Here is a 25,619-nt window from a genome sequence, read left to right on the forward strand (position 1 = left end):
GCCCTGGGCCAGGGTCTGGGTCGCTATGGTCTCGCGATTGGCCATCTGCTGGAGCTTGTTGCTGTAGGCCCAGATCTCGGCGAACTGCGTCAACCGGTCCGGCCGGCAAGAGGCCAGAGTGGCTTCCAGGGCGCGGCGATGGCCCAGGGTCAGGTAATAACCCGCATCGAGCGCCCGCAGCGCGTTCTCGAAGACCGTGTCGACCAGAGTCACCTGCGGCCGGTCATAGTCCTTCACCTGCCGGGCGCCGCTGGTGCGCTCAAACAGGTCCGCGGGCGCGCCGACCTTGTCCATGACCTCGATCAACATGCGCGGCAGAGCGCCGGCGTAGTCGAAGAAATTGCCGCCGTTGTAGTTCACGGTCTGGGAGTTTTCGATCCGGTGAACCAGGTGGTTGGCTGCGCTGTAATAGGCCGGGGCGTGGGCGTGCTTTTCCAGGAAGGCGACCACGTGCGGGTGACGCGTGTCCGAGCGCAGATAAGGCTCGGCGTCCAGAGCCCGCGCGGCCTCGGTGTTCTCGATCTGGGCGCTGATGAAGGCCAGTTGGTTGATCCCGAACGCGGCGAACAGATCGATGAAGGTGTCGAAGCGCTTGTCCGGCACGGTGTTGAGCTCGGCGTACAGCACCTCGGTCAGGTTGGCGTTGGCGGCGCGCTTGTTCACGGTGAGAAAGCTGGGCGCCTCGCGCTCGAGGATCGAGACCACGCTGGCCACGCCGCCGTCCAGCAGCACGTCGTCCGACCCGAACGTCCAGGTGTACCGGCCCTGGGCCCGCCAGGGCGCGGCGAACAGGTTGAAGAAGCCGCCCTCATCGCGCGCGTTGACCATGTAGCTCAGGCGCGGATAGCGGTCGGCCAAGGCCTGGATCATGCCGTTGGTGTCGGGACCCGAGGCGTTGTCGCTGATCAGCAGCTCGACCTTGTCCTCCAGCCCGCCCTTCAGCTGATCGGCGATGCTCTGCACCGTGAGCTGCAGCTCGGGCGCGCGCTCATAGGTCGGGATGACGATGCTGAGCACCGGTTGCTCGGCGAACGGTCGGATGTGGCTTTCGGCTAGGGCGCATTCGAGTTTGGGCATGGGCTCTATCGCTTGAGGATCAGGCCGGCGCCRCGGCGCGGGCGCGGCAGAAGGCGTGGAGGGTGTCTAGCATGTAAGCGACGTGGTCGGCGCCCAGACCGGGATAGACCCCGATCCAGAACGTCCGCTCCATGATCGCGTCGGCGACGGTCAGCTCGTCGTGGATGCGGAAGTTGCGCCCGGCCATGTAGGGCTGGCGCACCAGGTTGCCGCCGAACAGCAGGCGGGTGCCGATCCGGGCGTCTTCCAGGTGACGGGTCAGTTCGTTGCGGGTGAAGGGCGCGTCCGGCCGAACGGTGATCGGGAAGCCAAACCAGGCCGGGTCGCTGTTCGGCGTCGCCTCGGGCAGCACCAGGAAGTCCTGCAGGTCCGCGAGGCCGGCCTTGAGGGCGGCGAAGTTGCGTTTGCGCGCCGCGATAAAGCCGTCCAGGTGGTCCAGCTGCGTCACGCCGACCGAGGCCTGCATGTCGGTCATCTTCAGATTATAGCCGAGGTGACCGTAGATATATTTGTGGTCGTAGCCGCGGGGCAGGTCGCCCATCTTCCAGCCGAACCGCTTTCCGCAGGTGTTGTCCATGCCCGGCGCGCAGAAGCAGTCGCGGCCCCAGTCGCGGAATGACTCGGCTAGACGGCGCAGGAATTCGTCGTTGGTGAACACCGCCCCGCCTTCGCCGGTGGTGATGTGGTGGGCGGGGTAGAAGCTGAGGGTGGCGACGTCGCCGAACGTCCCGACCTGTCGGCCGTCATAGGTCGAGCCCAGGGCGTCGCAGCAGTCCTCGATCAGCCACAAGCCGTGGTCGTCGCAGAGCTTGCGGATGGCGGCCAGGTCGAACGGGTTGCCCAGGGTGTGGGCGGCCATGATCGCCTTGGTCTTCGGACCGATGGCGGCGGCGACCTTCTCCGGATCGAAATTGTAGGTGGTCGGCAGCATGTCGACGAACACCGGGACCAGGCCCGCGCCGAGCAGGGGGTTGACCGTGGTCGGAAACCCGGTGGCGGCGGTGATCACCTCGTCGCCGGGTTTCAGCTGACGGGCCTTCAGCTTGGGCGAGGTCAGAGCCGACAGGGCCACCAGGTTGGCGGACGAGCCGGAATTGACCGTCATGGCGAACTTGGCGCCCAGGCGCTGGGCCAGCTTGGCCTCGAAGGCGTCATTGAAGCGGCCGGTGGTCAGCCAGAAGTCCAGGGACGAGTCGACCAGGCTGCGCATGTCGGAGGCGTCATAGATCCGGCCCGACACCGGGACGGGCGAGGCGCCGGCCTCGAACGCCTTCGGCGCATGGGCCAGCGCGTGGTATTCCTCGACCAGGGCGAGGATCTTGCCGCGCAGCGCCGCGGTCTCCTCCGAAGGTTCCTGAAACGAAATGACGTGCTCTCCGATGCCCCGCCCCAGGACGGCCTTGCTGCTCCGCCTCGACGAAGACCAAGATTATCGCCGATTCGGCGCACGATCGGCGCGCCAAACTGCCGCGTTGGGCGCGGTGCGGGCTTCGCGGAAATCTCGTCGGCATTGGGCGCGTCATGACCATAGGCATTGATGAGGATTTCTGGCGGGGGCGGCGGGTCCTGCTGACCGGCCATACTGGCTTCAAGGGCGGCTGGATGAGCCTGTGGCTGGAGCGGCTGGGCGCGACCGTGCGCGGGGTGGCCTTGCCGCCGGACAGCCGGCCGAACCTGTTCGAGGCCGCCCGGATCGGCGACGGCTTGGACAGCCTGATCGGCGACGTACGCGATCCTGGCGCGATGGACGCCGCCGTGCTGGACTTCGCACCTTCCGTGGTGATCCACATGGCCGCCCAGCCCCTGGTGCGGAAATCGTATGACGACCCGCGCGAGACCTTCGCCACCAACCTCATGGGCACGGTCAACCTGCTGGACGCCGTGCGCCGGCTGCCGCGTCCGGCCACGACGCTGATCGTCACGACCGACAAGGTCTATGAGAACCTCGAAAACGGGCAGGCCTATCGCGAGGGCGATCGCCTGGGCGGACGCGACCCCTACAGCGCCAGCAAGGCCTGCGCCGAACTGGCGGTGAAGGCCTATTTCGCCTCGTACCTGGAGGCGGCGGGCGCGGCGGTGGGCGTCGCCCGGGCCGGCAATGTGATCGGCGGCGGCGACTGGTCGCGCGACCGGCTGCTGCCGGACATCCTGTCCGCCTTCGCCCGCGGCGAGGAAGCGGTCCTGCGCAATCCCGCCGCCGTGCGTCCCTGGCAGCACGTGCTGGAGCCGCTGCACGGCTACCTGCTGGCGGTTCAGGCCCTGGCGGCTCTGCCGGGCGGCGGCTTGCGCGCCTGGAACTTCGGTCCCGACGCCGATGGCGCGCGCTCGGTCGGCGCGGTGGCCCGGATCGCGGCGGACGCCTGGGGCGAGGGCGCTCGGCTGGCCGAGCGGGTCGATCCGGCCGCGCCGCACGAGGCCGGTCTGCTGACCCTGAATTCCGACCTGGCCAAGGCCGATCTGGGCTGGCGTCCGCGTCTGGACCTGGAGCAGTCCGTCGGGCTGACGACCGCCTGGTGGCGAGACGCCCTGGCCGGTCGCGATCTCCGCGCGGCGACCCTGGCGCAGATCGACGGCTACGGAGCGGTCAACGCGCCCGTCGCTTCCAGATAAGCGACCGTGTCGCCGACGATCCGCGCCAGCGGGGCCGGCCGCTCGCCGCGTCTGTACAGGGCGCTCTGATAGCGCCGAGCCTCGCCGACGTACCAGTCGCCTGGGCCTTCACCCGGTTCGGGACGGTCGATCGCCGGATCAGCCTGTCCCAAGGCGTCGCCGACCGCTCGGGCCAGCGCGCCCAGCTCGACGACTTCGGCCCCGCCGATGTCGAACGGCTCGGCCGACTGGGTCTCGTCCAGCGCCATGTCGAGGACAACCCGCGCCATCTCCGAAACGTGGACGAAGCTTCTGAACACCGGATCCGCGGCGCCGATGGCGATCCGGCCGCGCCGGGTCAGGGCCAGGATGAAGTCGCCCAGGGCATAGGCCCCGGCGTGGTTGATGAAGGGGCCGCCGAGATTGAAGATACGGGGAATCAGCACCGACCGGCCGGTCCGGCGCGCCCAGTCAGCGGTTGCGATCTCGTGGTCGAGCTTCATCGTCGCGTAGGCGCGGCGGGCCAGCGTGCCGGCATCGGGCCGGTGAACCGCCCCGGACGAGAATGCGACCAGTCGTCGCGTCTCGCCGGTCTCGGCCAAGGCCAAAATCCGGTCCAGCAGGGCGTCATTGCGCCGGCGCACCTCCGCCGGGTCGCCGCCTTCCACCCGATCGTCACCGATGATGGCGGCGTGCAGAACCAGCCAGTCGCCGGTTCCCAGGCGCGCTAACCCGTCCAGCGGCTCGATCCTGACCTGGCAATTGCCGATTTCCAGGTCGCGGGAGGATGAGCCGAACAGTCGCAGCCGGTCGGGCGGGAAGTCGGGGCAGGTGGCCAGAACCTGATCGGCCAGGGCCATGCCGACCCACCCGGAAGCACCGACGATCGCCACGCAACTGGAGGGATGCGCTAACCATGCGGCGAACTTGCACCTAGGCATTATYGCCGACTCCATTCTAGACAGGGGAACGCAATCACGGCCGTAACAGGACAGGCCGCGATAGATATACCAGCCCACGCTGGAGCCAAGAGCCCTCGCGGCGGCTTCACGCCGCGGAAGGCGACGTCCCCGACGTCGCTCGTCGTGCAACAGGACCCGGACCATGCAGACCGTCGACGCCCCGATCACCAAGGCGCTTTCCGTGGAGAACATGGCCACCGAGAGCCTGGCCTCGATCCCCTGGCCGCTGGCCAACAGTCCGTTCGTGATCGCCGAGATCGGCATCAATCACAACGGCGACCTGGACGTGGCCAAGGCGCTGATCCGAGCGGCCGCCGAGGCGGGCTGCGACGCGGTCAAGTTCCAGAAGCGGACGATCGACATCGTCTACACGGCCGAGGTGCTGGCCGCGCCGCGCCAGAGCCCCTGGGGCGAGACCCAGCGCGCCCAGAAGGAAGGCCTGGAGTTCGGCGAGGCCGAATACGACGCCATCGACGCCTATTGCCGCGAACTGGGCCTGGCCTGGTTCGCCTCGGCCTGGGACGTGCCCAGCCAGTCGTTTCTGGCCAAGTACGACCTGCCGTACAACAAGCTCGCCTCGGCGATGCTGACCCACCGCCCGCTGGTCGAGGCGGTCGCCGCCGAGGGCAAGCTGGTGTTCGCCTCCACCGGCATGTGCACGTTCGAGCAGATCGACACGGCTGTCGAGATCCTGCGCGCGGCGGCCTGTCCGTTCGTGCTGATGCATACGGTCTCGACCTATCCGACCCCGCCCGCCGACTTGAACCTGATGACGATCGACACCCTGCGCCGCCGCTATGGCGCGCCGGTCGGCTACAGCGGCCACGAGGGCTCGGTGGAGCCCAGCCTGGTGGCCGCCATGCTCGGCGCCGTGGCGATCGAGCGCCACATCACCCTGGACCGGGCGATGTACGGCTCGGACCAGTCGGCGTCGCTGGAGCCGGACGAACTGAAGGTGCTGGTCTCGCGCCTGCGCGACCTGCGCGAATGGCTGGGCGACGGCGAAAAGCGCATCACCCCTGGTGAGGCTTCGGTCGCCGAGAAGCTGCGCTACTGGTCGGGCGACGCCACCTAGGCGCCCGCCTGGGCGCCTACCAGTTCTTCCAGGGCGCGCCCTTCGCCCACAGGTCTTCGAGATAGAGCTTCTCGCGCAGCGTATCCATCGGCTGCCAGAAGCCGTCGTGGCGATAGGCCCGCAGTTGGCCGGCCTTCGCCAGGCGCTCCAGGGGCGCCTGCTCCAGCACAGTGTCGTCGCCGTCGATCAGGTCCAGCACCTTGGGCGAGAACACGAAGAAGCCGCCGTTGATCCGGCCGCTCTCGGACGAGGGCTTCTCGACGAACCGCTCGACCGTGTCGCCCTTGATCTTCAGTGCCCCGAACCGGGCCAGCGGCGTGACGGCCGTGATGGTCGCCTGGGCGCCATGCTGTTCGTGGAACCGGACCAGGGCGCCGATATCGACGTCCGACAGGCCGTCGCCATAGGTCAGGCAGAAATAGGGGCTGTTCTCGATATAGCGGCTCACCCGCTTGATCCGCCCGCCGGTCATGGTGTCGTCGCCGGTGTCGACCAGGGTGATGGTCCAGGGCTCGGAGTGGCTCTGATGCACCTCGACCTGACCGCTCGGCAGGATCGTCAGGTCGGCGTTCTGGTAGGCGTAATTGAGGAAGTACTCGCGGACCTTGTCGCCCAGATAGCCGCAGCAGATCACGAACTCATTCAGGCCGTGGGCGCTGTAGGACTTCATGATGTGCCAGATGATCGGCCGGCCGCCGATCTCCACCATCGGCTTGGGGCGGACCTGAGTCTCCTCGGCGATCCGCGTGCCCTTGCCGCCGGCGAGGATGACGACCTTGGGCTTGTTGTTCTGCGTCATGCCACCGCTTCCRAAGGGAATCCCTGAGCGACACTAGCGAAGTCGGGCGCGGGGAGCATCACCGTAGGCGGATTGTCCATTCTTCGACGCGAGATCGGTGGAAGGGCGCGGAGGCCAGATCGTCGCCAGCCGCGCGCGCCGCGCCCGCAAAAGTCATATGGACGGATCGGGAAGGCCTGCTAAGCTCCACCTATGAGTTTAAGTCAGGATTAGATCGCCTACACCGCGTAAGCTTGACCTTTCGTCAACCCGCAGCGTGAGATCGCCATGGCCGACGACGGCGCCGACGCCAATGCCAACCAGAACGATCGCACCTGGAAAAGTTATGTCGGCATCGCGCTCTTCGTGCTGGGCGCCGGGCTGCTGGGCGTCTTTTTCTATGGCGACCACCTCTCGAATTTCTGGCGCTGGCTCTCCGTCGGCGTCTTCGTGGTCGCGACCGCGGTGGCGGTGGTGTTCACCGAGTTCATCAAGCTGGGCGACAGCAGCGACAGGAAGCCCTTCGACCTCTATTCGCTCTCGCACGCCTCGGCCGGACTGGTGTTCGGCGCGTGGTTCCTGCCGTTCTGGTGGGTGCTGACCATCACCATCGCCTGGGAGCTGTTCGAAGCGTCGGTGCCAGGCTGGGGTCTGCGCGAACCGTTCTTCAATCGCGCCACGGACGTGGGGCTGGCCGTAGCCTGCTGGTTTCTGGTGACGGGACTGGGCGCGGCGCTCACCGACCCGCCCGGCAAGATTCCATGGCTGATGTCCGTCGGCAGCATCGCCTGCAAGGCGTGCGGCATGTCCTGAGACGACCGAAGAGTTTTTGCGTCCAACTGAGGGTTAGGGAGGGTGCAGTGACGGCTTATCGCGGTTTCATCGTGCTGGGGATCGGGATCGTCCTGGTCCTGCTGCCGTTCATGATCTTCGTCGCCGCCGGCTGGCCGGGCAGTCCCGACAGTTGCATGGCCACGACGCCGAACACCTGTTTTTGCGAGGCCTTCACCGCGAGCGACGTGATCGGACACGCCAACGGCGTTCGACAGCCGGTCAACACCTGGTTCAACCTCTATTCGATCCTGACCGCCGCCCTCGTGGCCCTGGTGATCTATCTGGATCGCAAGGATGGCCCGCGCGGCGAGAACGTCATGCGGTCCGACAATTTCATCGCCGACCTGTACGTCTTCGCGGTGCTGTTCCTGGGGTTGGGCAGCATGTGGTTCCACGCCTCGATCATCGGCTGGGCGGGGAATTTCGACGGTCTGTCGATGTACGTCTACGCGGCCTTCCTGGTGTTCTACACCCTGCGGCGGCTGGTCCCGGCCGACTGGGTGTTCTGGGTCTTCTACCCGATCACGGTCGTGGTGTTCGTGGTCATCCACGCCATCTGGCAGTGGGAGTTCAAGTCCCTGATCCTGATCATCACCCTCGTGGCGGCCTATCTGGCGCTCGAGATCGTCGCCTGCGTGCGAGAGGGCAAGCCCTGGCAAGGGCGATGGAACACCATCCTGCTCTGGTGGCTGGCCGTGGGGTGCATCATCGCCGCGACGATCTTCTGGGCGCTGTCCCAGACCGGCGGACCGATGTGCGATCCGAACGCCTTCTTCCAGCCGCACGGGATGCTCTGGCACCCATTGGCCGGGGCCATGGCGGTGCTGCTCTACTTCTACTGGCGAGAGGAGAACCGGGGCTGACGAGCCGTTCGCCGGGCGCGCCCGCGCACGGGTTCCGGCATAGCGCGGTCGCTCGTCCTTCGTGATCTGGAGGCCTTGGCGGGGCGTGGCGCCTGATCCGGCGGCGTTCGCAGGGCAGGGTGCCGGTTGAGTGGCCGCCGACCCCGTCACGGCAGCGGTATCCCGGCCTAGGTGACGCTTCTCTGCAACTATTACGTTTATTTCTAGTTTTCTGGCTATGTAGTAACAGGTAAAGTTTTATTGCCATTCATAAATATACAAATTCAAAAGTTCAAAACTAGCTCCGTAAGTTTCGGCAAAACCCGCTTTGATTTCGTGGAAAAATAGCTGTCTATGGCAAAAAGTGCCATTTATTGGGCCAAATTTACTGCAAACTATTGGCGCAAAATCTTCAATTGGAGGCTTTGCAACCTGATTAAATGCGTGCGTTAGAGGCAATAAACGAAAGAAGACGTATTCGGAAAACGATGAAATCCGAGCTTTTCATTTGTTAAAATTCGGACTTAGATGATTGGACGTCTTTGGGTTGTACCCGGGGGGAGCGGTCAGAAAATGCTTGAGGGGCTGGAGGAAACGACGCGCGACTTGATCGGCTGGACCCAGGAGGTCCTGCCGGGTCGAACCGTCGTCGCCCGGTCCCTGAGCGATCGCGACTGCGGGGAGGGGATCGATCTTCGCCTGGTCGGCCTGGCCCCGCACGCGACGCCCCGGGCGGCGTCGCCGCCGCTGAGCCTGATCGTCGACTACCTGCTCACCGTCCGCGCGGCCGACCCGATCATCGAACAGACGGACGCCATGGCGCTGCTGTTCGCGGCGATGGAGCACGACGAGACCGAGGTGGTCCTGGACCGCGACGCGCTGAAGCTCTGCGCCGACCTGGATCTGCCGCCGGGGCCCGGCTTCGTGCTGCGGGCCACGGTTTCGATCGCCCGGCAGCGCCCGGCGGAGCGGGCGGCGCTGGTTCGTTTTCCGCTCAACATCAACGCGGGCGAGCTCGGCGTTCTGCAGGGCTCGGTCCTGGGGCCCGGCGACACGCCGATCGCCGACGCCGTGGTGCGCGTCGAGGGCGTGGACCGCACGGCCCGGACCGACGCGCACGGCCGCTTTCGCCTCCGTGGCCCCGTCGGCGCCAAGAACAAGCCTGTTCGTCTGAATGTTCGAGCCCGTGGGGTCGAGATCGACAGTGAGGTCGAGACCGGAAGCCCCGTGATCCTTCGTCTACCGCTGGAGATTTGACATGCCGTCCTATTTGAGCCCCGGCGTCTACGTCGAGGAGATCGACTCTGGAACACGCCCGATCGAGGCGGTGGGAACCTCGACCGCCGGGTTCGTGGGGACCGCCCCGAACCCCGACGCCTTCCTCGACGAGGCCGTGGCGATCAACAACTGGAGCGAGTTCCGGCGACGCTACGTGCGCGACGGCGACAAGGGCACCGACCTCGCCAACGCCGTCTACGGCTTCTTCCTGAACGGCGGCTCGCGCTGCTACGTCGTCAACATCAAGGCCGACGGGGCCATCGCCGGCAAGGGGCGCGGTCTCGACGCCCTGGCGGCCATCGACGAGATCGCCATCATCGCCGCCCCCGGGCGCACCGACCCCGCTTCGCACGGCGCCCTGCTGGACGCGGCGGAGTCGCTGAAGGACCGGGTGGCGATCCTGGACGCCCCGGCGCGCGTCGACGACGTCGAGGTCCTGACTCGCGCGGCCGACGGCAGCGCCGCGCCGCCCGCCACGCCCGCCGAGGGCGAGACGGCCTCGCCGCCCGCCCGAGGCCGAGGCCCCAAGCCGGGTCTTCGTCCCCGCGACTCCGACGGCGGCTACGGCGCCTGCTACTTCCCCTGGCTGAAGGGCCGGGACGCGGTCGATCCGGACGCCCTGGCCCAGATCCCGCCCTCGGGCCACATGGCCGGCATCTACGCCCGCACCGACAGCGAGCGCGGCGTGCACAAGGCCCCGGCCAACGTCACGATCCGCGGGGCCGAGGGGCTGACCTACATGCTGTCGCGGGCCGAGCAGGACGTGCTCAACCCAGTCGGCATCAACTGCATCCGCTTCTTCACCCGCGAAGGCGTTCGCGTCTGGGGCGCCCGGACCTTGGCCCCCAGCGCCAGCAACTGGCGCTATCTGAACGTCCGCCGGCTGTTCAACATGATCGAGGAGTCGATCGCCATCAGCACCCGCTGGGTCGTGTTCGAACCCAACGCCGGTCCGCTGTGGAAGGACATCCAGCGCGACGTCGGCGCCTTCCTGACCCTGCTCTGGCGCCAGGGCGCCCTGGCCGGATCCCGGCCCGAGGACGCCTTCTTCGTCAAGTGCGACGCCGAGACCAACCCGCCCGAGGTGGTCGACGCCGGCCAGGTGGTGGTGGTCATCGGCATCGCGCCGGTGAAGCCCGCCGAGTTCGTCATCTTCCGCATCGGCCAGACGGCGGTCGGATCCACCGTCGAAACCGCCTGACCCCAAACCTTAGAGAGGATCCGTCATGGCCAAGCCAGAAGAAGCAGCGGCGGCGCCCAAGGTTGGCGCTCTGCCCGACGTCTATCGCAACTACAACTTCATGCTCTCGTCCCGCGAGATGGGCGATGTCCGGTTCACCGAGTGCTTCGGCCTGGGCGTGCGGATCCATCCCATCCGCTACCGCGAGTCCGGCAGCGGCCAGATCGTCCGCACCCTGCCGGGCCCCGTCGAATACGCCGAGGTCACGCTGCGCTATGGTCTGACCAAGACCCCGGCGCTGTGGGATTGGCTGAAGGAGGTCCTGGCCGGCGGGACGCCGCGTCGCAACATCTCGATCGCGATGATGGACGTGAAGGGCACCGCCGAGGTCCTGCGCTGGAACCTCGACAACGCCTGGCCCTGCGAGTGGAGCGGCGTGTCGTTCGACGCCCTGGGTCGCGAAGTCGCGATCGAGGAACTCAAGCTTTCCTTCGACACCCTGACCCGAGCGTAAGCCATGGCCCTCCGCCGCCTGTTGTCGGGTTGGCTGATCGCCATGGCCGCCTTGGCGCGCTCCTTGGCCCAGGCCCTGGAGCGCGCCTCCGAGGACCGATCCGCGCCGGCGATGGACCCGGTCATGGCGGCCCTGTCCGAACGCTATCCAGGCGCGCCGGCCCATTGGCTGGCGCACGTGGCCGAGCSGACGTCGCAGCTGGCGGACGCGGGCGAGGCGCCGTTGTCGCTGACCAGCGATCCGACGGCCTGGCCGCCCGCCCGGCCGGGCGGGCTGACGCCGTTGCTCGCGACACCGGCGGCGACGGAGCGCGCGCCGGTCGTAAGCGAGCCGGTTCCGGACCGTCCGACGCCGCGCCGTGAGACCGCCGTCCCGACCCTGGCCGCCTTGCGTGACCGCTCGTCCGAGGTCTGGAGCCGGCCCGACGTCGAGCCGAGGCGACGGCCCCGGCCCGTGTTCACGTCGGTGGCGTCGCCGCCGACGTCGGAGCGCCCGGCGGCGACGCTGGAGTCTGCCTCGACGCCGCGTCGGCCGCGCTCGCCGCTGACCCTCGTCGACGCGCCGCCCCAAGCCGCCCCGAGCGCGCCGGAACTGGATAGGCCCGTGCCCGACGCATCGGCGTCCAAGGCGTCCCCACGCGAGGCGACCTGGTCCGAGGCCCCGCCATCGCGCGCGGCACCCGGCGTGGCGAAAGATGTCCAGCCTGAGGCCGATAAGCCGCCCGAAAAACCGCGGGCCGTTCCCGTTTTCACGCAGACGCGATCGAAGGACAGCGTCCCGTCGGAAACATTCGTCGATCAGTTCAAAGCGCCGCCGCCCGTTCGCCGCCAACGGTCTTGGTTCTTCGCGAAATCCACACCCGGCAGACGATCCCTTGAACTCTCGACCGCTCCTGGTCGGTCCGCAAGCGGCGATACGGCGGTGGAAACACCTGCCAGCGCCCCTGTGTCGGCAGCCCGCGCGGCCGTTCAGGTCTCGACATCGGACCACCAAACCGTCTCGCCGGACCAGACAGGGCGTGATGAGGTCAGGCCGGCCCAGACGCCGTCGGCCCCACGACGTTCGATCTTTCAGGCCCTCGCCGGGCTGCGCGCCAAGCCCCGTCCGCGTACTGACCGCTTCCAGGCCTCCGAGCCTGCCGTAGCGAGGACGCCGCCGACGGCCGTTCAGTCCGCGCCGGATCCAGGACCTCGGCGACGCGGGCCGTCCTTCACGCCCTCGCGCGCGCCTGTTTCGGCCGCCGTCACGCCGGCCTTCTCGCCCACGGATCAGGCGGTGGATCGAGACGCGCCGCCGAACCGGGTCAAGGTCGATACGGCTCCGCAGGCCGCCCGCCGGATCGTTCGCGGCGCGTTCGGCGTGTCCACCTCGGAAAGCGGAACCCGCGCCCCGGGCGGCCGACCCACCTTCTCCTCGCCGCGTCCGTCCCCATCGCGCACCGCCGCTCGCCAACCCGCCGGTTCGCCGTCGGATGACCGCTGGCCGTCGCTGCCGCCGTCGACCTTCGCGCTACCGGCCGGCGTCGAGGCCTTGCCGCCGCGATGGGATCAGCTGGCGCGTGAACAGGAGGAGGGCCGATGGAGCGTGTAGCCTTCCTTCTGGAGCGGTCGGGCGAGCGGATCTCCTGCCTGCTCAATCCTGAAAACCTGGAGTCGCGGCGCACCGCCGGCGTGCGGACGCGGCTGGCCGGCGGCGGCTTCCTGACCGGCGTGGCCCGGTCGGAGGACCCGCTGATCGCCACGGGCGGCGGGGTCACCGAATACGATCTGAACCTGCTGTTCGACGTCGAGATCGCCCGCGAGGGCCGCCCGGCGACCACGCCGGAATACGGCCAGGGTCCGGCCGAGGACGACGACGTCCGCGCCCTGACCCGCCCGCTGTGGGACCTGACCGAGAACGCCGTCGCGGCCGACGGTTTCGCCGCGCCGCCCACTGTGCGGTTCATCTGGGGCAAGTCCTGGAACATCCCCAGCGTCGTGCTGCACGTGTCCGAGCGCCTGGAGCGGTTCAATGCCGACGGGGCGCCGCGCCGCTCGTGGCTCAGCCTGCGCCTGCGCCGGGTCGAGGACTCCGAGCCCCGGCCCGCGCCCAGTCGACCCGTGACGCCGCAATTCGAGGCGCCGTCCGATCTCGACGGGGGATCCGTGGACCAGTTCCCGGCCGTCGACATGCCGGTCGACAACGAGGGCCTGCCGCTGAAGCGGTTCGATCAGGTGGCCGACGACGGCTACGGCGACCCGACCCTGTGGGCTGATGTGGCCGCCTACAATGGTGTGGACGATCCGCTGAACGTCCCCGAGGGCACGACCATCGTGCTGCCCTCCCTGACGATCCTGCTCGAGGCGCGCGCGTGACCTCCATCTTCGCCAATCGCCCCTTGCGGGCCCGCCTGGACGGCGCGCCGCTGGACCCCGTCCTGGGACGCTACGCGGTCTCGGCCTTCGTGCGCCAGACCCTCAATGCGCCGGCCCTGGCCGAACTGGTCTTCGCCGACCCGCCCGCCGAAACGCTGACCGCCTTGCGCCTCGGCGCCGGCCTGGCCTTCTCGGTCGACGGCTCCGGCGACCTTTTCGATGGCGAGATCACGGCCGTAGAGTATCAGCAGGACGCCGCCCAAGGCCGCGTCGTGCGGCTGCGGGCCCTGGACAAGCTGCACAGGGCGCGGCTGCGCCAGCGGGCTCGGGCCCTGACCGACATGACGGTGGCCGACCTGGCGGGCCAGATGGCGGCCGACCTGGGCCTGACCTTCAGCTGCGCCGAACATCCGCCGACCCGGGCGCTGATCGTCCAGCACGACCAGAACGACTTCGACTTCGTGGTCGATCTGGCCCGCGACGCCGGCCTCTATCTGGTGCTGGACGCCGGCGAGCTGCGGTTGATCAGCCTGGCCGGCGACGGCGAGCCGATCCCGCTGCGGATGCGCCGCGAGATCATCCAGGCCCGCGCCATCACGGGCGCCGACTCGCTGCGGCCGTGGACGGGCGCCCAGTCCTGGGATCCCTCGCGCGCCGTCTCGGCCAACGCCCGGGCCGGCTTGGCCCGCCAGGACGCCGAGGAGTTTCGCGACGGCGGACTGACGGCCTTTCCGGACATGGGCGGACGCACGCTGTTCAACCGCCTGGCCGCCGACGCCGCCGAGGCCGAGAGCCTGGCCCAGGCCGATCTGGACCGGGCGGTGGCGCGCGCCGTGCTGCTGGAGGCGACGGTCGAGGGCGACACCCACCTGCGCCCGGGCCGGCCGGTGAACCTGGAGGGCGTCGGCGACCTGGTCGATGGCCGCTGCGTGGTGACGCGCGCCCTGCATCGGTTCGAGGAGGCCCGCGGCTACGTGGTCGAGATCTCGAACGAGCCGCCGGCCCGGCCCGACCGCGCCCGCGCGCCGGCCTTCACCCTGGGAAAGGTGACCGACGCCGACGATCCCGACGGCCTGGCCCGGGTGCGGACCCGGCTGCCCGTGCTGGGCGACGTCGAGACCGGCTGGATGTCGGTGCTGCTGCTGGGGGCGGGCGCAGACAAGGGCGTGGCGATCCTGCCGGAGCCGAATGACGACGTGCTGGTGCTGTTTCCGGACGGCGATCCCGCACGGGGCATCGTCCTGGGCGGCCTCTACGGCGAGCGGACGGCGCCGGGACCGCGCGGCGCCGGGACGGCGGGCGCCCGGGCCTTCACCGTCCGCACGCCGGGCGGCCAGGTCCTGACCCTGGACAGCGTCGACGCCTTGGCGCGGCTGGAGACCCGCGCGGGCGGGCTGCTCGAGTTCGGCCCCAACGGCTCGCGCCTGCGGGCCAGCGGCGACCTGATCATCGAGGCCCCGGGCCGCCGGTTGACGATCCGCGCCGCCGCCGTCGCGTTCGAGGAGGGCTAAAGCATGCTGTGGCTGACGCAGGACGCGACGCTGGTTTGCGACCATGGCGGCCGGGTGGGCATCGCCACGACCCAGACCCTGGTGCGCATCAAGAGCCGGCTGGCGCTGGTGAACCCCAATCCGCAGTCCCGGCCGATCTCGGCCTGTCCGAACGCCAATCCGGTCATCGGCCTGCGGCCCTGCCTGACGACCCTGGCCGTCAAGGAAGGCTACTCGACCTTCGTCACCATCGGTGGCCGGGCGGTGTGCCTGGACACGGTCACCGGACTTACCGACGGATCGCCGCCGGGGACGGTCAACTATCGCGTGGTCGATCCCGGCCAACGCCTCGTGGCGGCCGGGAGTTGAGCATGAAGACCGTTCGGGGAATTCGGTTCGAAGGCGCGGAGCTGGGCGGAGCGACGTCCGAGCTGCGGCGGCCGGCGGGATTGATCCTGTCGCCGGCAGGGCGGTTGGCGGACGTCAGCGGCCATGACGCCGTGCGCCAGGCGATCATCCTGCTGCTGACCACCATTCCCGGCGAGCGGGTCATGCGGCCCGGCTACGGCTGTCCGCTGCACCGACTGATGTTCGCACCCAACGACGCCACGACCGCCGGCCTGGCTATTCACTATGTGCGCCAGTCGCTCAAGCGCTGGGAGCCGAGGATCGAGATCGTGCGGCTGGACGCCGGCGTCGATCCCGCCGCGCCCAGCCAGTTGAACGTCTCGTTGGACTACCGGGTGCGCAGCAGCAACCAGCCGGGTCAGCTGCAGTTCGGCCTCGACCTGCGCGGGGAGGCCGCCTGATGCCGTTGCCGACCCCCAAGCTGGACGACCGGACATTCGCCGAACTGATGGCCGACGCCGTCAAGGTCATCGACCGCTCGTGCCCGGAATGGACCGACCGCAATCCCAGCGACCCGGGCATCACCCTGCTGGAGACCTTCGCCTACCTGACCGACACCATGCTGTACCGGCTCAATCGCGTGCCGGAAAAGCTGTATGTCAGCCTGCTGAACCTGGTCGGGGCTCAGGTCCATCCGCCCGCCGCCGCGGCCGTGGACCTGACCTTCACCCGCACCGCCGGCAATGCGCGGGTCACCATCCCGGCCGGCACGCGCATCGCCACCAGCGACGGCTCGGTGACCTTCGTGGTCACTCAGGCCGCGGTCATGGCGGCCGACCAGAAGAGCGTCGTGGCGTCGGCCCTTCATTGCGACCTGACCGAAGCCGAGGCGATCGGAACGGGGACGGGCGCCCCCGGCCAGAGCGTGCAGGTGAAGCGGCCGCCGATCATCGCCCCCTCCGTCGACGGGCTGGACCTGATCGTCGGCGTCGAGGCCGATAGCGCGGAGCTGGCCGACGGCGCGGTGTCGCGCACCCTGGGCGACAAGAGCTATCGGATCTGGCGGGAAGTGGTCAGCTTCGCCGACGCCGCCCCGACTGACTGCGTCTACCGCGTCGACCGCGCCATGGGCCGTATCCAGTTCGCGCCGGCCATCGCCGGCGAGGGATCGACGCCGTTGTCGACCGTCCCGGCCCTGGGGCGCGACATCCGGGCCTGGTATCGCGGCGGCGGGGGCCGGGCCGGCAATGTGGTGATCGGCGCCCTGAGCGTCTTCAAGACGCCGATCCCCGATCTGACGGTGACCAACCTGGCGGCCGCCGCCGGCGGCGCCGAGGCCGAGAGCATCCAGGCCGCGATGCGCCGCGGCCCGCTCGAACTGACCTCGATGCGCTCGGCGGTCACGGCGCGGGACTTCGAGCGCCTGGCGGTCGCGGATCGCTCGGTGGCGCGGGCCAAGGCCTATGCTCAATCCCAGGTCTGGGCCCACGCGCCGCCGGGGGTGGTCGAGATCCTGCTGGTGCCGGACGTCGACCTCAGCAAACTTCCCGACGGCGCCGTCACGGCCCAGGCGGTGATCGACCAGCGCACCGAGGCCGTCAGGGCGCGCGTTCAGAGCGCTCTGGACAAACGGCGGCCGCTCGGCGTGCAGACCTCGGTGGACTGGGCCAAGGTGCGCCCCGTTTCGGTGACGGCGCGCGTGGTGGTCAGCCGCGAGGAGGATGCGCCGGCGGTCGAGGCCCGGCTTCGCGTCCGGCTCAACAAGCTGTTCTCGCCGCTGCGCGACGAGCCCTTCGGCCAGGTCCTGCGGGCCTCCGACGTCTATGAGGCCATGTCGGCCGACCCCAGCGTGCGCTATGCCGACCAGCTTCGCCTGACCATCGGCGAGGCGCCCGACCGCGACGTGTCGGACCTGCTGCGCGACCCGCACCAGGCGCGCACCTGGTTCGCCGCCACCAACCAGGGCCTGCACCGCAGCCTCGACGACGGCAACACCTGGTCGGTGGTCTTCAAGGCCGATGGCGACCGTCCGCTGTTCGTGCGTCGCCACCGCGACCGGCCGGGCCTGGTCGCGCTGGGCGTGGTCCGCAAGGCCGGCGGCGCCATCCATGTGTCGCGCGACTGCGGCGAGACCTGGAAGACCGAGGCGGCGGTGTTCAACAGCGAGGTGTCCGACGCCGACTGGCTGGACCGCGAAGGCTCGCCGTTGCTGCTGATCGCCACGGCCGAGGGCCTGCGCCAACTCAAGCCGTTCGGCGACGCCGGGCCGGCGCCCGTCGTCGTCGACAAGGCTCGTGACACCAAGGGCTTCTACGCCGTGACGACCTCGGTGTCGTCGGCCGGGGTGGTCCAGGTCGCGGTGGCCGCGCGGGTCAAGGGCGGGGTCTATCTGTCCGCCCTCGGCGGAGTGTCCGACAGTTTCCATGCGATCGGCCTGTCGGGCCAGGACATCCGCAGCCTGTCGGTCCAGCGCTTCAACGCCCGGGACTTCCTCTGGGCCGCGGCCGCGGCCGAGGCCGGCCAGCAGGGCGTCGGCGCCTTCAGGGTGGAGCTGCGCTCGGGCGGGGCCGACGACCCGGAAGGCTTCAAGCCGTTCAATGTGGGTTGGCAGGGCGGGTCCTGCGAAGGCCTGGCCTTCGCCGACCAATGGGTGTTCGCCGGCTCCAACCGCGGCGGTGTTCTGGCGCTGGACACCACGGTCGCGGCGCCGGCCTGGCGGGCGACGCCCCTCGACGCCGGCCTGAAGGTCCGAGACGCCGAGCGGTTGCTGCAGGTGGTGTCCTGCGTGGCGGCCGCCCCCGTGCCCGGCGCCGCGCCGCTGGTGTTCGCCGGCGGACCCGTGGGCGTCTATCGTAGCGACGACGGCGCCCAGCATTTCGCGACCAGCTCGGCCACGGTCTTCACCGACCGGATCCCGTTGCCGCCCAACTGGCTCTATTGCGCCGATCAGCACCACCTCACGGTGGTGATCGACGACGACCGGGGGGGCTGACGATGGATCGCGCCCGCATCGCCCGCCTTCTGCCGGAAACCTATCAGTCGGCCATCCCGCCCGAGAAACCGCCGGTCGACCCCGCCGTCGTCACGCCGAAAAAGCCCCTGGCCGCCGTGCTGGAGGTGATGGAGGTGCTGCAGGCGCCGGCCGAGAACGCCTTGGCGACCCTCGACGCCCACATCGATCCGCTGCGCGCGCCGCCGGCCTTCGCCCTGATGCTGGCGCGCTGGCTGGACCTGGACCGCTATCTCGACTGGGCCGGCGGCCGACCGGGCGAAGGCGCGCCGCGCTACGCCGCGGGGCTGGGCCGGTTGCGGCTGCTGTGCCTGGAGGCGGCCGAACTGACGCGCTGGCGCGGCACCCGCCGGACCCTCGAGCGCATCCTGACCGTGGCCACCGGGGTGTCCGGCTACGCGGTTGAGGAGAACCCGCCGGGGCCCAAGGGCGTCGCCCGAAGCTTCCATCTGCGCGTCGTCGCCCCGGCGGCCGCGCGGCCCCTGGCCGACTTAGTGCGTCGGATCGTCGACGAAGAGCGTCCCGCCTACACCACCTACGAAATCGAATTTTCAGCAGCCTGATCGCGAGCACGAGGACCAACACCCATGCCGAGTTTCGAGATTCCGGACGGCCCCACGACCGTAGCCCTGAAGACGGAGGCCGGATTCCACAAGGGAAACGCCGTGTTCGGCGTCACCAACAAGACCGGGGAGGGATTGACCGCTCGGTTCAGCGTGCAGGTGCAGGGCAACGGCAAGGCCGAATGGTATTCGATCCAGGGCGAGCCCGAGCGGCCTGTCGCTTCCGGCGAGACCCAGACGGTCACGGTGGTGGCGAAGATTCCCGCCACGGCGCCGGCGGGGGAGCATCGGATCAAGCTGCGGGCGACCAACGTCAATGATCCCGACAACGACAGCACCGAAAGCGCGGTCTCGACGGTCAAGATCCCGGCCGTCGTCAAGCCGCCGGTCAAGAAGAAGCCGTTCCCCTGGTGGATCATCGCGGTGGCCGCGGGCGTGCTGGTTCTGGTGATCGGCGTGATCATCGCCGTCGTCGTGATGGGCGGCGGTCCGAAGGTTCCGAAGGTCATCGGGCTGGACTATCCGGCCGCCGTCGCCGCCCTGAAGGAGAAGGGCTACGAGGCCGAGCCACAGATCAACGAGGCCGCGCCCGACAAGCCGCAGGGCAAGGTCTTCAAGCAGGATCCCGACGGCGGAAAGAAGGCCGACCCCAAGACGGTCAAGGTCAAGCTGACGGTCGCGGGCGTGCCGACGGTGGCCGTGCCGAGCGTGACCGGGCTGGACTATCCGACCGCTGTCGCCCTTCTGGAAAAGAGCGGCTTCAAGGTCGGTCCGGCGGCCGAGGAGGTCACCAGCGACAAGGGCGTGGGCCTGGTGTTCAGGCAGGATCCCGCGGCTAACGACCAGGCCGACCCGGCGACGGCGGAGGTCAAGTTGACCGTGGCCGTCGGCGAGACGGTGGCGGTGCCCGCCGTCGCCGGCAAGCCGTTGGTGGCCGCCCAGGCGCTGCTGGAGGATCGCGGCTTCACCGTCGTCTCCGTGGTTGGAAAGGCCTCGGGCCAGCAGCCGGACGCCGTTCTGGTTCAGGAACCGGCCGGCGACGCCAAGGCGCCCAAGGGCAGCGTCGTGACGCTGACCGTCGACCCGGGCGTGGTCGTGCCCAATCTGCTCAGCCCGCAGATCGGCGGGATCGCGGGCATCCAGACGCTCAAGAACGCAGGCGTCGACGTCGGATCTATCGGCTCCAGCTGCGCCGGGACGCCCAGTATGATCGTCGCCCAGAGCATCGAGCCCAAGACCAGGGTCGCCCTGGGCGCCAGGGTGAACATCACGATCGCGAGCGAGACCTCCAACATCGCGCGCTGCCGTTTGGTCGTGGATACGAGGGTCCTGAGCTACAGCAACGAGATGAGATCGGTGAAAACGCTCGCGCCGACGACCATGAGGATCCAGCCGAAATGACGACGTATCGCGGCGCGAGCGCGGGGCTTGCGCCGCCTTGACGGACACGAGGATCAAGACATGCCGAGTTTCGAGATTCCGGACGGACCGACGACCGTCGCTCTGAAGAAGGAGGGCGCCTTCCACACCGGCAGCGCCGCCTTCGGCGTCACCAACAAGACGGGGGAGGGCCTGACCGCGCGTTTCAGCGTTCAGATCCAGGGTGACGGCAAGGCCGAGTGGTACCAGGTCCAGGGGGAGCCGGAACGGCCGGTCGCGGCGGGTGAAAACCAGACCGTGACCGTGGTCGCCAAGATCCCGGCCGCGACGCGGCCGGGCCAGCACCGGATCAAGCTGCGGGCGATCAATATCAACGATCCCGATAACGACAGCACCGACAGCACGGCGGCGACGGTCACCGTCCCCGCCGTGGGTCCGCCGCCGCCCAAGAAGCCGTTTCCCTGGTGGATCGTCGCGGTGGCCGCCGGCGTGCTCGTCCTGGTGATCGGCGTGATCATCGCCGTCGTGGTGATGAGCGGCGGATCCAAGGCGCCAAGCGTGGTCGGCCAACCCTATGCCGAGGCTGTGAAGGTGCTCGAAAAGGCCGGCTATAAGACGGTCAAGCGGGCTGACAGGCAGACCGGCGAGACGCCGCCGGAAACCGTTCTGGACCAGACGCCCGCCGCCGGGGCCAAGGCCAAGAAGACCGATCCGTTCCTGCTGACGGTCGCCGCGCCCTTGCCGGTGGTCGTGCCGGAAGAGCCCAAGGACGAGCCGCCGATCGAGGAACCGGCCGAGGCCAATTGCGACCCGGCGGTCGGCGCCTGCATCGAGGGCTTCGTCTGGCGCGCCGCCGGTCCCAACGACCGGGTCTGCGTCACGCCGGAATCCCGCTATCTGGCCGCCCTGGAGAACAACCAGGCCGGCGCCCGCCGCAATCCCTACGGCGGTCCCTATGGTCCGGACACCTGCCTGCAAGGCTATGTCTGGCGTGACGGCTTCGCCAACGACCACGTCTGCGTGACGGTCGAGCGGCGCACCATCGCCGCCCGGGAGAACGCGGCCGGTCCATCCCGCTATCGAGCCTGCCGACCGAAGATCCTCATTCCTCGACCGACCCGTCCGAGGATCGCGCTGCCCGCGGGCTAGGCGTCAAACCCAACGGGTCCGCTGGTCGGCGGGCCCGGCAAGGAGTGCAAGACCGTGGAGCGGATTTTCTCTCTGGAAGCCATCCTGGGGTCGCTGGCGTTCGGCGTCGCCGGGGCCTTGGTGGCGCTGATCGTAAGGCTCGCGGAGGGCGACGGCTCGTCGTCGCTCTGGCGGGCGCTCGAGACCTTTCTCACCGCGACGTTCGGCGCCTTTCTGGCGCGGACCTTTATCAGCATCATGCTGAGCATCGGCGGGGACTCGGACGCCGCCGTCACGGTGACCAGCCTGTTGTTCTTCATCTGGCCCGGCGTGGTGAACCTGATCTCGCTGGGCTTCGGGCCGCCGGTGATCGGTGTCGACGCCCTGCTGTGGATCGCCCTGGTGGTCGGCGGACTGGTCGGGCTTTTCGACGGCCTGTGGGCCACCCACAAGTGGCTGGGCCTGGGCGTGCCGGCCTTCCTGCTGGACGTCACCTGGGGCCTGGGCGGCAACACCAACGGCGTGCTGATGCACCTGATCAACTTCGCCTGGGGGCATCACGGCGACGACGCCACGGAGATCCGCCAGGACGCTCATCGCTATGTCTACGGGTTCGCGATCCGGGCTGGCTTCGCCTTCACCCAGGGCGCGGTGATGAGCAACACCGGCAACTGGAACCCGGCGTCCGAGCTGTTCAAGCACGAGAGGATCCACATCTGGCAGAACCGGGTGCTGGGGCCGTTCTTCTGGTTCTCCTATGTCGGCTGGATGGCGTTGACGATCATCCCCTCGCTGATCGCCGGTCTGATCGACTCCCAGCGCCGTGTCGGCGACGCGGTCACCTGGTGGACCTATTTCGATAATCCCTGGGAGGTGATGGCCTACGGCCTCGCCAATCCCAGGGACCGGACTGAGCAGGTCTTCATCAGCGGCGGCGGCCAGGTCACAGGCTGGGTCTGCTGGCCCTGGCCGTTGGCGATCGTCCTGTCGGTGGTCGGGGTGCTGGGCCTGGGCGCCGCGTTCGTCGCGATCCTGTTGGCCGGCTATGGGTGAGGCGCGTCGATGAAGGTCGTCATCATCATTCTGGTCCTGATCGTCATCGGCTTCGTCGTGGCGATCGGCGTCGCCGTCTATCGCGCCACCACGCCGCCCGCGCCCCCGTCGGCCCACGGACCGCCGACCAAGAGCAATGGCGAGATCGACGACGACGCCCTGGCGAGTTGGGAGCCTCCGCCCATGGCCGCGGTCATGGGCAGGCTGTCACGCCCGTTCGCGCCGAAGCTCTTCAAGAAGACGATCCCGGTCACCAGCGAAGCCAATTCGCAGAGCGCCCCGCTGCCGATCCCGGCGGCCGACAAGAACATGCGCATCGCCCGCCTGCGTCTGATCACGGGGCTGGGGGCCGTCGTGACCTATGGGTGCGAGGAAAGCGAGGACGAAGGCAGGGAAGGGGAGACCTGTCCGCAGGTCGCGTGCCTGTGCCGCGAAAATACGGTCCTGGAGGAGGACGACGTCAAGGCCTGCGAGGAGCCCTGGCGCAAGGCGCGGGCCAGCGGCGACGGCAGGTTCGTCTGCCATGAGAAGGACGACGACGTCTCGGCCGTGATCTATCGAGACGGCGGCGCGATCGTGGTCGCGCCRATGCGGGAGGAAGCCGTCGAGGTCTCGGTCCGCTGATCCGAGGGCTCTAGACCCGCACCGTCCGGAGCGTCGAGATCGTCGCCAGGATCGATCCGATCAGCAGGATCAGCAGCCAGATCGCCCCGACGATGGCGATGATCAGCGCGCCGATGGCGTCGGTGATGGCGGCCAGGAAGCCCGGCGGAAAGTCGATCAGGAAGGCCAGCAGCAGGGTCGCGCCGATCGAGACCGCGCTGAGGATGACGATGCCCTTGTTCTGCAGGAAGCGCTCGTGGGCCAGGATTAGCAGGATGCAGAACGCGATCTTCAGGATCAGGATTAGGCCCAGTGTGGCGGTCGCCGCGCCGGTCGGGAAATCGGCGAAAGCCACGAAATAGGCGATCGTGCCGAAGGGCACGGCCACCAGCAGAGTGATCATGAGGATCAACAGGCCCAGGGCCGCCAGGGCCATGACGATCGCGCCCAGCAGGCCGAAGAAGGCGATCACCAGGGTGACGATGCCCTGCACCCGGCCGATCACGCTGCGCGAGAGCAGGATGCCCAGGCCCATCAGCAGCACGGTGTAGAGCAGCAGGCCGTCGAGCACCGGCAGGTAGCGAATGCCCAGGCCGGGCGTCGAGGCCTCGAAACCGACTTGGTGCACGGCGTTGAGAACGAAGGCCGAGGCGCATTCCACCAGCAGGGCGATCAGCAGGACGAAGCCGGCCAGCCAGAAGAACGGCGTACGCAAACGGTCCATGGGAGAGGCCCCAGGTTGAAACGTGAAGTCTGCCCAATCTCCACCATCGCGACAAGATAAACGTACTGTGTCTTTATAGTTGTGTGTCCGGGCGCTCAGCGCCGCTGGCGGGCCAGAGCGCGTTCCAACGCCCGCTGATTGTAGTCGTCGTCCACGTGGTCCGGCGTATCGACACGCCAGAAGCCGAAGGCGTTGAGGCCGTAGGCGGGCTCCAGGGTCGACTCCGCGGGACGCGTGATCTTGTTCTGCAGGCTGTCGAGAATCCAGACGTCGCCTTCGCCGGCTTTCACGCCCAGCACCGCATGGCCGCTGGGCGGCGTGGTCGTCAGCGTCACGCCGATGATCAGATAGATCTCGGCGTCGGGAATCCCAAGGCGTGTCAGGCCCCAGCGCTTGACCAGGGCGATGTCCTCGCAATCGCCGCCGATGGTCAGGGTGTTGACAGGCGTGGCCCAGATGTCGTCGCGAAGATAGAGGTCGAAATCGTTCATCTGCTTGACGCGGTCGTTCACGTAGGCGTTGACAGCGGCCAGTTGGGCGGTCCGCGGCATGCCGCGCACCTTTCTGTCGAGGAAGTCGCGATAGGCCTTCACCTGCGGGATGTCGCTGCGCGCCAGCAGTTCGGCCGTTAGGATTTCCGACTGACGCAACGGCTGGGCGCGTCGCAGAATGAATTCAGGATAGTCGGTCTTGGTGAAGATCAGGTTCGACGCCGCCTGGGCGGCGGAAATCGGCGCGATAAGGGTCAGGCCGATCGCGATCGCGAGCCCGGTGAGTTTCATGAGCACGAGTCTCCTGATCGGCGCTCGATCCGATCACCTAGGCGTGCCGGCGGGCCTTGGACAATCGGGCGTTCCAGCCGCCGCCTCCGGGGAAAGACCTGACCGCGCGCGACGATTGATGAGCCGCCGTTCGGCCCTGGTTCGACCTGTCGCGATTTTGAACGCCCGTGCGGCATCCGTGGACGGATGACGTTCAGTAAGCCCTCCAACCCTTGCCTAGCTTCGACAGGCGCCTACATGCGACCTGCCGGCTCCCGGCTGGAGGCTGGGATAATCGGCGCGTCGCCCCGAAGATTCCCGAGAAGCAAGGCTTGAGCGTGATTGTACGAACGACGGCCCTGGCCATGCTCGCCGCCGGAAGCCTCTTGGCGGTCGGCTCGTCGGCGCACGCCCGGGCGGCGGCCGAAACGCCGGTTCCGCTGGTCGCCGCGCCGGACGCGGCGTCCGACATGGCGCAGACGGCCTACGATCCGCTCGAGGGCTTCAATCGGGGCAGCTACGCCTTCAGCATGGGGCTGGACCGCGCCGTGTTCCGCCCCGTGACCCATGGCTACATGGCTGTAGCGCCCAGGCCGGTCCGACACCGGGTGAGCTCCTTCGTCTACAATCTAGGCGAGCCCAATACGGCCCTGAACGACGTCCTGCAGGGCAAGCCCAAGCGGGCCGGCAGGTCATCGGCCCGCTTCGCGATCAATTCCACCGTCGGCGTGCTGGGACTGTTCGATGTCGCCGCCGGCATGGGCATCCCGTCGCACGACTCCGACTTCGGCCAGACATTCGGCCGCTACGGCGTCAAGCCGGGCCCTTACCTCTACATGCCGATCCTGGGGCCGCTGAATTTCCGGGACGGGGTGGGTCGGGTCTTCGATTTCTTCACCGATCCCGTCGGCCTCGCCGGCCAGGGATGGCGCAGCACGTTCGGCGCCACCCGTCTGGTCGTCCAGGTCATAGACACGCGCGCCAACGCCGACCTCGCGTTCCGGGCGCTGGACCAGGCGGTCGATCCCTACGCCACCGCGCGTTCGGCCTACGGACAGCACCGCGAGGCCGTGGTG

The 25,619-nt window shown here is 68.6% G+C and carries 25 protein-coding genes; 19 read left to right on the top strand and 6 right to left on the bottom strand.

From position 1 onward, the window contains the following. On the bottom strand, window positions 1-1,077 hold a 1,077-nt coding region (locus tag AC1DZ6_RS01160), incomplete at its 3' end, for a glycosyltransferase family 2 protein (RefSeq protein ID WP_477095361.1). 19 nt (window positions 1,078-1,096) lie between these two features. Next, a complete protein-coding gene (gene rfbH, locus AC1DZ6_RS01165; protein WP_477095383.1) occupies window positions 1,097-2,470 on the bottom strand; it encodes a lipopolysaccharide biosynthesis protein RfbH in 1,374 nt (457 codons plus the stop codon). 128 nt (window positions 2,471-2,598) lie between these two features. Here rfbH and rfbG point away from each other — a divergent pair, with 128 nt between their 5' ends. Next, window positions 2,599-3,687, top strand: coding sequence for a CDP-glucose 4,6-dehydratase (gene rfbG, locus AC1DZ6_RS01170; RefSeq protein WP_477095362.1), 1,089 nt, complete (start codon window positions 2,599-2,601; stop codon window positions 3,685-3,687). On the opposite strand, the gene AC1DZ6_RS01175 is transcribed toward rfbG, so the two are convergent. After that, window positions 3,651-4,622: an NAD-dependent epimerase/dehydratase family protein gene (locus AC1DZ6_RS01175; protein ID WP_477095363.1), complete on the bottom strand. Its 972-nt coding sequence runs from the start codon at window positions 4,620-4,622 to the stop codon at window positions 3,651-3,653. The two genes, rfbG and AC1DZ6_RS01175, sit on opposite strands and share 37 nt — an antisense overlap. 148 nt (window positions 4,623-4,770) lie before the next feature. Here AC1DZ6_RS01175 and AC1DZ6_RS01180 point away from each other — a divergent pair, with 148 nt between their 5' ends. Beyond that, a complete protein-coding gene (locus AC1DZ6_RS01180) occupies window positions 4,771-5,703 on the top strand; it encodes an N-acetylneuraminate synthase family protein (protein ID WP_477095364.1) in 933 nt (310 codons plus the stop codon). Window positions 5,704-5,719: 16 nt separating this feature from the next. Here the strand turns inward: AC1DZ6_RS01180 and rfbF are convergent, their stop codons facing one another. Further along, window positions 5,720-6,502, bottom strand: coding sequence for a glucose-1-phosphate cytidylyltransferase (rfbF, locus tag AC1DZ6_RS01185; protein ID WP_477095365.1), 783 nt, complete (start codon window positions 6,500-6,502; stop codon window positions 5,720-5,722). 267 nt (window positions 6,503-6,769) lie between these two features. On the opposite strand from rfbF, the gene AC1DZ6_RS01190 reads away from it, so the two are divergent. The 16 genes from AC1DZ6_RS01190 to AC1DZ6_RS01265 all read left to right on the top strand — a co-directional run bounded on the left by AC1DZ6_RS01190 (window position 6,770) and on the right by AC1DZ6_RS01265 (window position 23,079). Further along, entirely contained in the window at window positions 6,770-7,294 is a 525-nt protein-coding gene (locus AC1DZ6_RS01190) for a hypothetical protein (RefSeq protein ID WP_477095366.1), read from the top strand. 47 nt (window positions 7,295-7,341) lie between these two features. Then, on the top strand, window positions 7,342-8,178 hold the full coding sequence (locus AC1DZ6_RS01195; RefSeq protein ID WP_477095367.1) for a hypothetical protein: 837 nt from the start codon (window positions 7,342-7,344) through the stop codon (window positions 8,176-8,178). Window positions 8,179-8,730: 552 nt separating this feature from the next. Beyond that, the gene (locus tag AC1DZ6_RS01200; protein ID WP_477095368.1) at window positions 8,731-9,414 is read left to right on the top strand and encodes a carboxypeptidase-like regulatory domain-containing protein; all 684 of its coding nucleotides are present in this window, start codon (window positions 8,731-8,733) and stop codon (window positions 9,412-9,414) included. Between the two features lies 1 nt (window position 9,415). Continuing rightward, window positions 9,416-10,636, top strand: coding sequence for a phage tail sheath family protein (locus AC1DZ6_RS01205; protein ID WP_477095369.1), 1,221 nt, complete (start codon window positions 9,416-9,418; stop codon window positions 10,634-10,636). A 25-nt stretch (window positions 10,637-10,661) separates the two neighbouring features. Next, the gene (locus tag AC1DZ6_RS01210) at window positions 10,662-11,129 is read left to right on the top strand and encodes a phage tail protein (RefSeq protein WP_477035278.1); all 468 of its coding nucleotides are present in this window, start codon (window positions 10,662-10,664) and stop codon (window positions 11,127-11,129) included. Window positions 11,130-11,132: 3 nt separating this feature from the next. Further along, the gene (locus AC1DZ6_RS01215; protein ID WP_477095370.1) at window positions 11,133-12,719 is read left to right on the top strand and encodes a hypothetical protein; all 1,587 of its coding nucleotides are present in this window, start codon (window positions 11,133-11,135) and stop codon (window positions 12,717-12,719) included. After that, entirely contained in the window at window positions 12,707-13,483 is a 777-nt protein-coding gene (locus tag AC1DZ6_RS01220) for a CIS tube protein (protein WP_477095371.1), read from the top strand. Before AC1DZ6_RS01215 ends, AC1DZ6_RS01220 begins: the two co-directional genes overlap by 13 nt. Continuing rightward, window positions 13,480-14,994, top strand: coding sequence for a phage baseplate assembly protein V (locus tag AC1DZ6_RS01225; protein ID WP_477095372.1), 1,515 nt, complete (start codon window positions 13,480-13,482; stop codon window positions 14,992-14,994). Before AC1DZ6_RS01220 ends, AC1DZ6_RS01225 begins: the two co-directional genes overlap by 4 nt. A 3-nt stretch (window positions 14,995-14,997) precedes the next feature. Continuing rightward, window positions 14,998-15,342 carry a hypothetical protein gene (locus AC1DZ6_RS01230; protein ID WP_477095373.1) on the top strand — a complete coding sequence of 115 codons (345 nt, stop codon included), beginning with the start codon at window positions 14,998-15,000 and terminating at the stop codon, window positions 15,340-15,342. Window positions 15,343-15,344: 2 nt separating this feature from the next. Beyond that, on the top strand, window positions 15,345-15,782 hold the full coding sequence (locus AC1DZ6_RS01235; protein WP_477095374.1) for a GPW/gp25 family protein: 438 nt from the start codon (window positions 15,345-15,347) through the stop codon (window positions 15,780-15,782). Then, the gene (locus tag AC1DZ6_RS01240; protein WP_477095375.1) at window positions 15,782-18,313 is read left to right on the top strand and encodes a baseplate J/gp47 family protein; all 2,532 of its coding nucleotides are present in this window, start codon (window positions 15,782-15,784) and stop codon (window positions 18,311-18,313) included. The genes AC1DZ6_RS01235 and AC1DZ6_RS01240 overlap by 1 nt, the downstream gene beginning before the upstream one ends. 2 nt (window positions 18,314-18,315) lie before the next feature. Continuing rightward, entirely contained in the window at window positions 18,316-18,894 is a 579-nt protein-coding gene (locus AC1DZ6_RS01245; protein WP_477095376.1) for a hypothetical protein, read from the top strand. Window positions 18,895-18,918: 24 nt separating this feature from the next. Further along, window positions 18,919-20,295 carry a PASTA domain-containing protein gene (locus tag AC1DZ6_RS01250; RefSeq protein WP_477095377.1) on the top strand — a complete coding sequence of 459 codons (1,377 nt, stop codon included), beginning with the start codon at window positions 18,919-18,921 and terminating at the stop codon, window positions 20,293-20,295. Window positions 20,296-20,355: 60 nt separating this feature from the next. Next, the gene (locus AC1DZ6_RS01255; protein WP_477095378.1) at window positions 20,356-21,423 is read left to right on the top strand and encodes a PASTA domain-containing protein; all 1,068 of its coding nucleotides are present in this window, start codon (window positions 20,356-20,358) and stop codon (window positions 21,421-21,423) included. A 54-nt stretch (window positions 21,424-21,477) separates the two neighbouring features. Continuing rightward, a complete protein-coding gene (locus AC1DZ6_RS01260; protein WP_477095379.1) occupies window positions 21,478-22,455 on the top strand; it encodes a hypothetical protein in 978 nt (325 codons plus the stop codon). Between the two features lie 9 nt (window positions 22,456-22,464). Further along, on the top strand, window positions 22,465-23,079 hold the full coding sequence (locus AC1DZ6_RS01265) for a hypothetical protein (RefSeq protein WP_477095380.1): 615 nt from the start codon (window positions 22,465-22,467) through the stop codon (window positions 23,077-23,079). Between the two features lie 10 nt (window positions 23,080-23,089). On the opposite strand, the gene AC1DZ6_RS01270 is transcribed toward AC1DZ6_RS01265, so the two are convergent. Both AC1DZ6_RS01270 and AC1DZ6_RS01275 read right to left on the bottom strand, forming a co-directional pair. Continuing rightward, on the bottom strand, window positions 23,090-23,782 hold the full coding sequence (locus tag AC1DZ6_RS01270; protein ID WP_477095381.1) for a hypothetical protein: 693 nt from the start codon (window positions 23,780-23,782) through the stop codon (window positions 23,090-23,092). A gap of 95 nt (window positions 23,783-23,877) precedes the next feature. Further along, the gene (locus AC1DZ6_RS01275; RefSeq protein WP_477095382.1) at window positions 23,878-24,564 is read right to left on the bottom strand and encodes a transglutaminase-like cysteine peptidase; all 687 of its coding nucleotides are present in this window, start codon (window positions 24,562-24,564) and stop codon (window positions 23,878-23,880) included. Between the two features lie 317 nt (window positions 24,565-24,881). Here AC1DZ6_RS01275 and AC1DZ6_RS01280 point away from each other — a divergent pair. Beyond that, a partial coding sequence (locus tag AC1DZ6_RS01280; RefSeq protein ID WP_477095384.1) for an MlaA family lipoprotein occupies window positions 24,882-25,619 on the top strand: 738 nt, incomplete at its 3' end.

The organism is Caulobacter sp. P1_B12_2, from assembly GCF_056406675.1.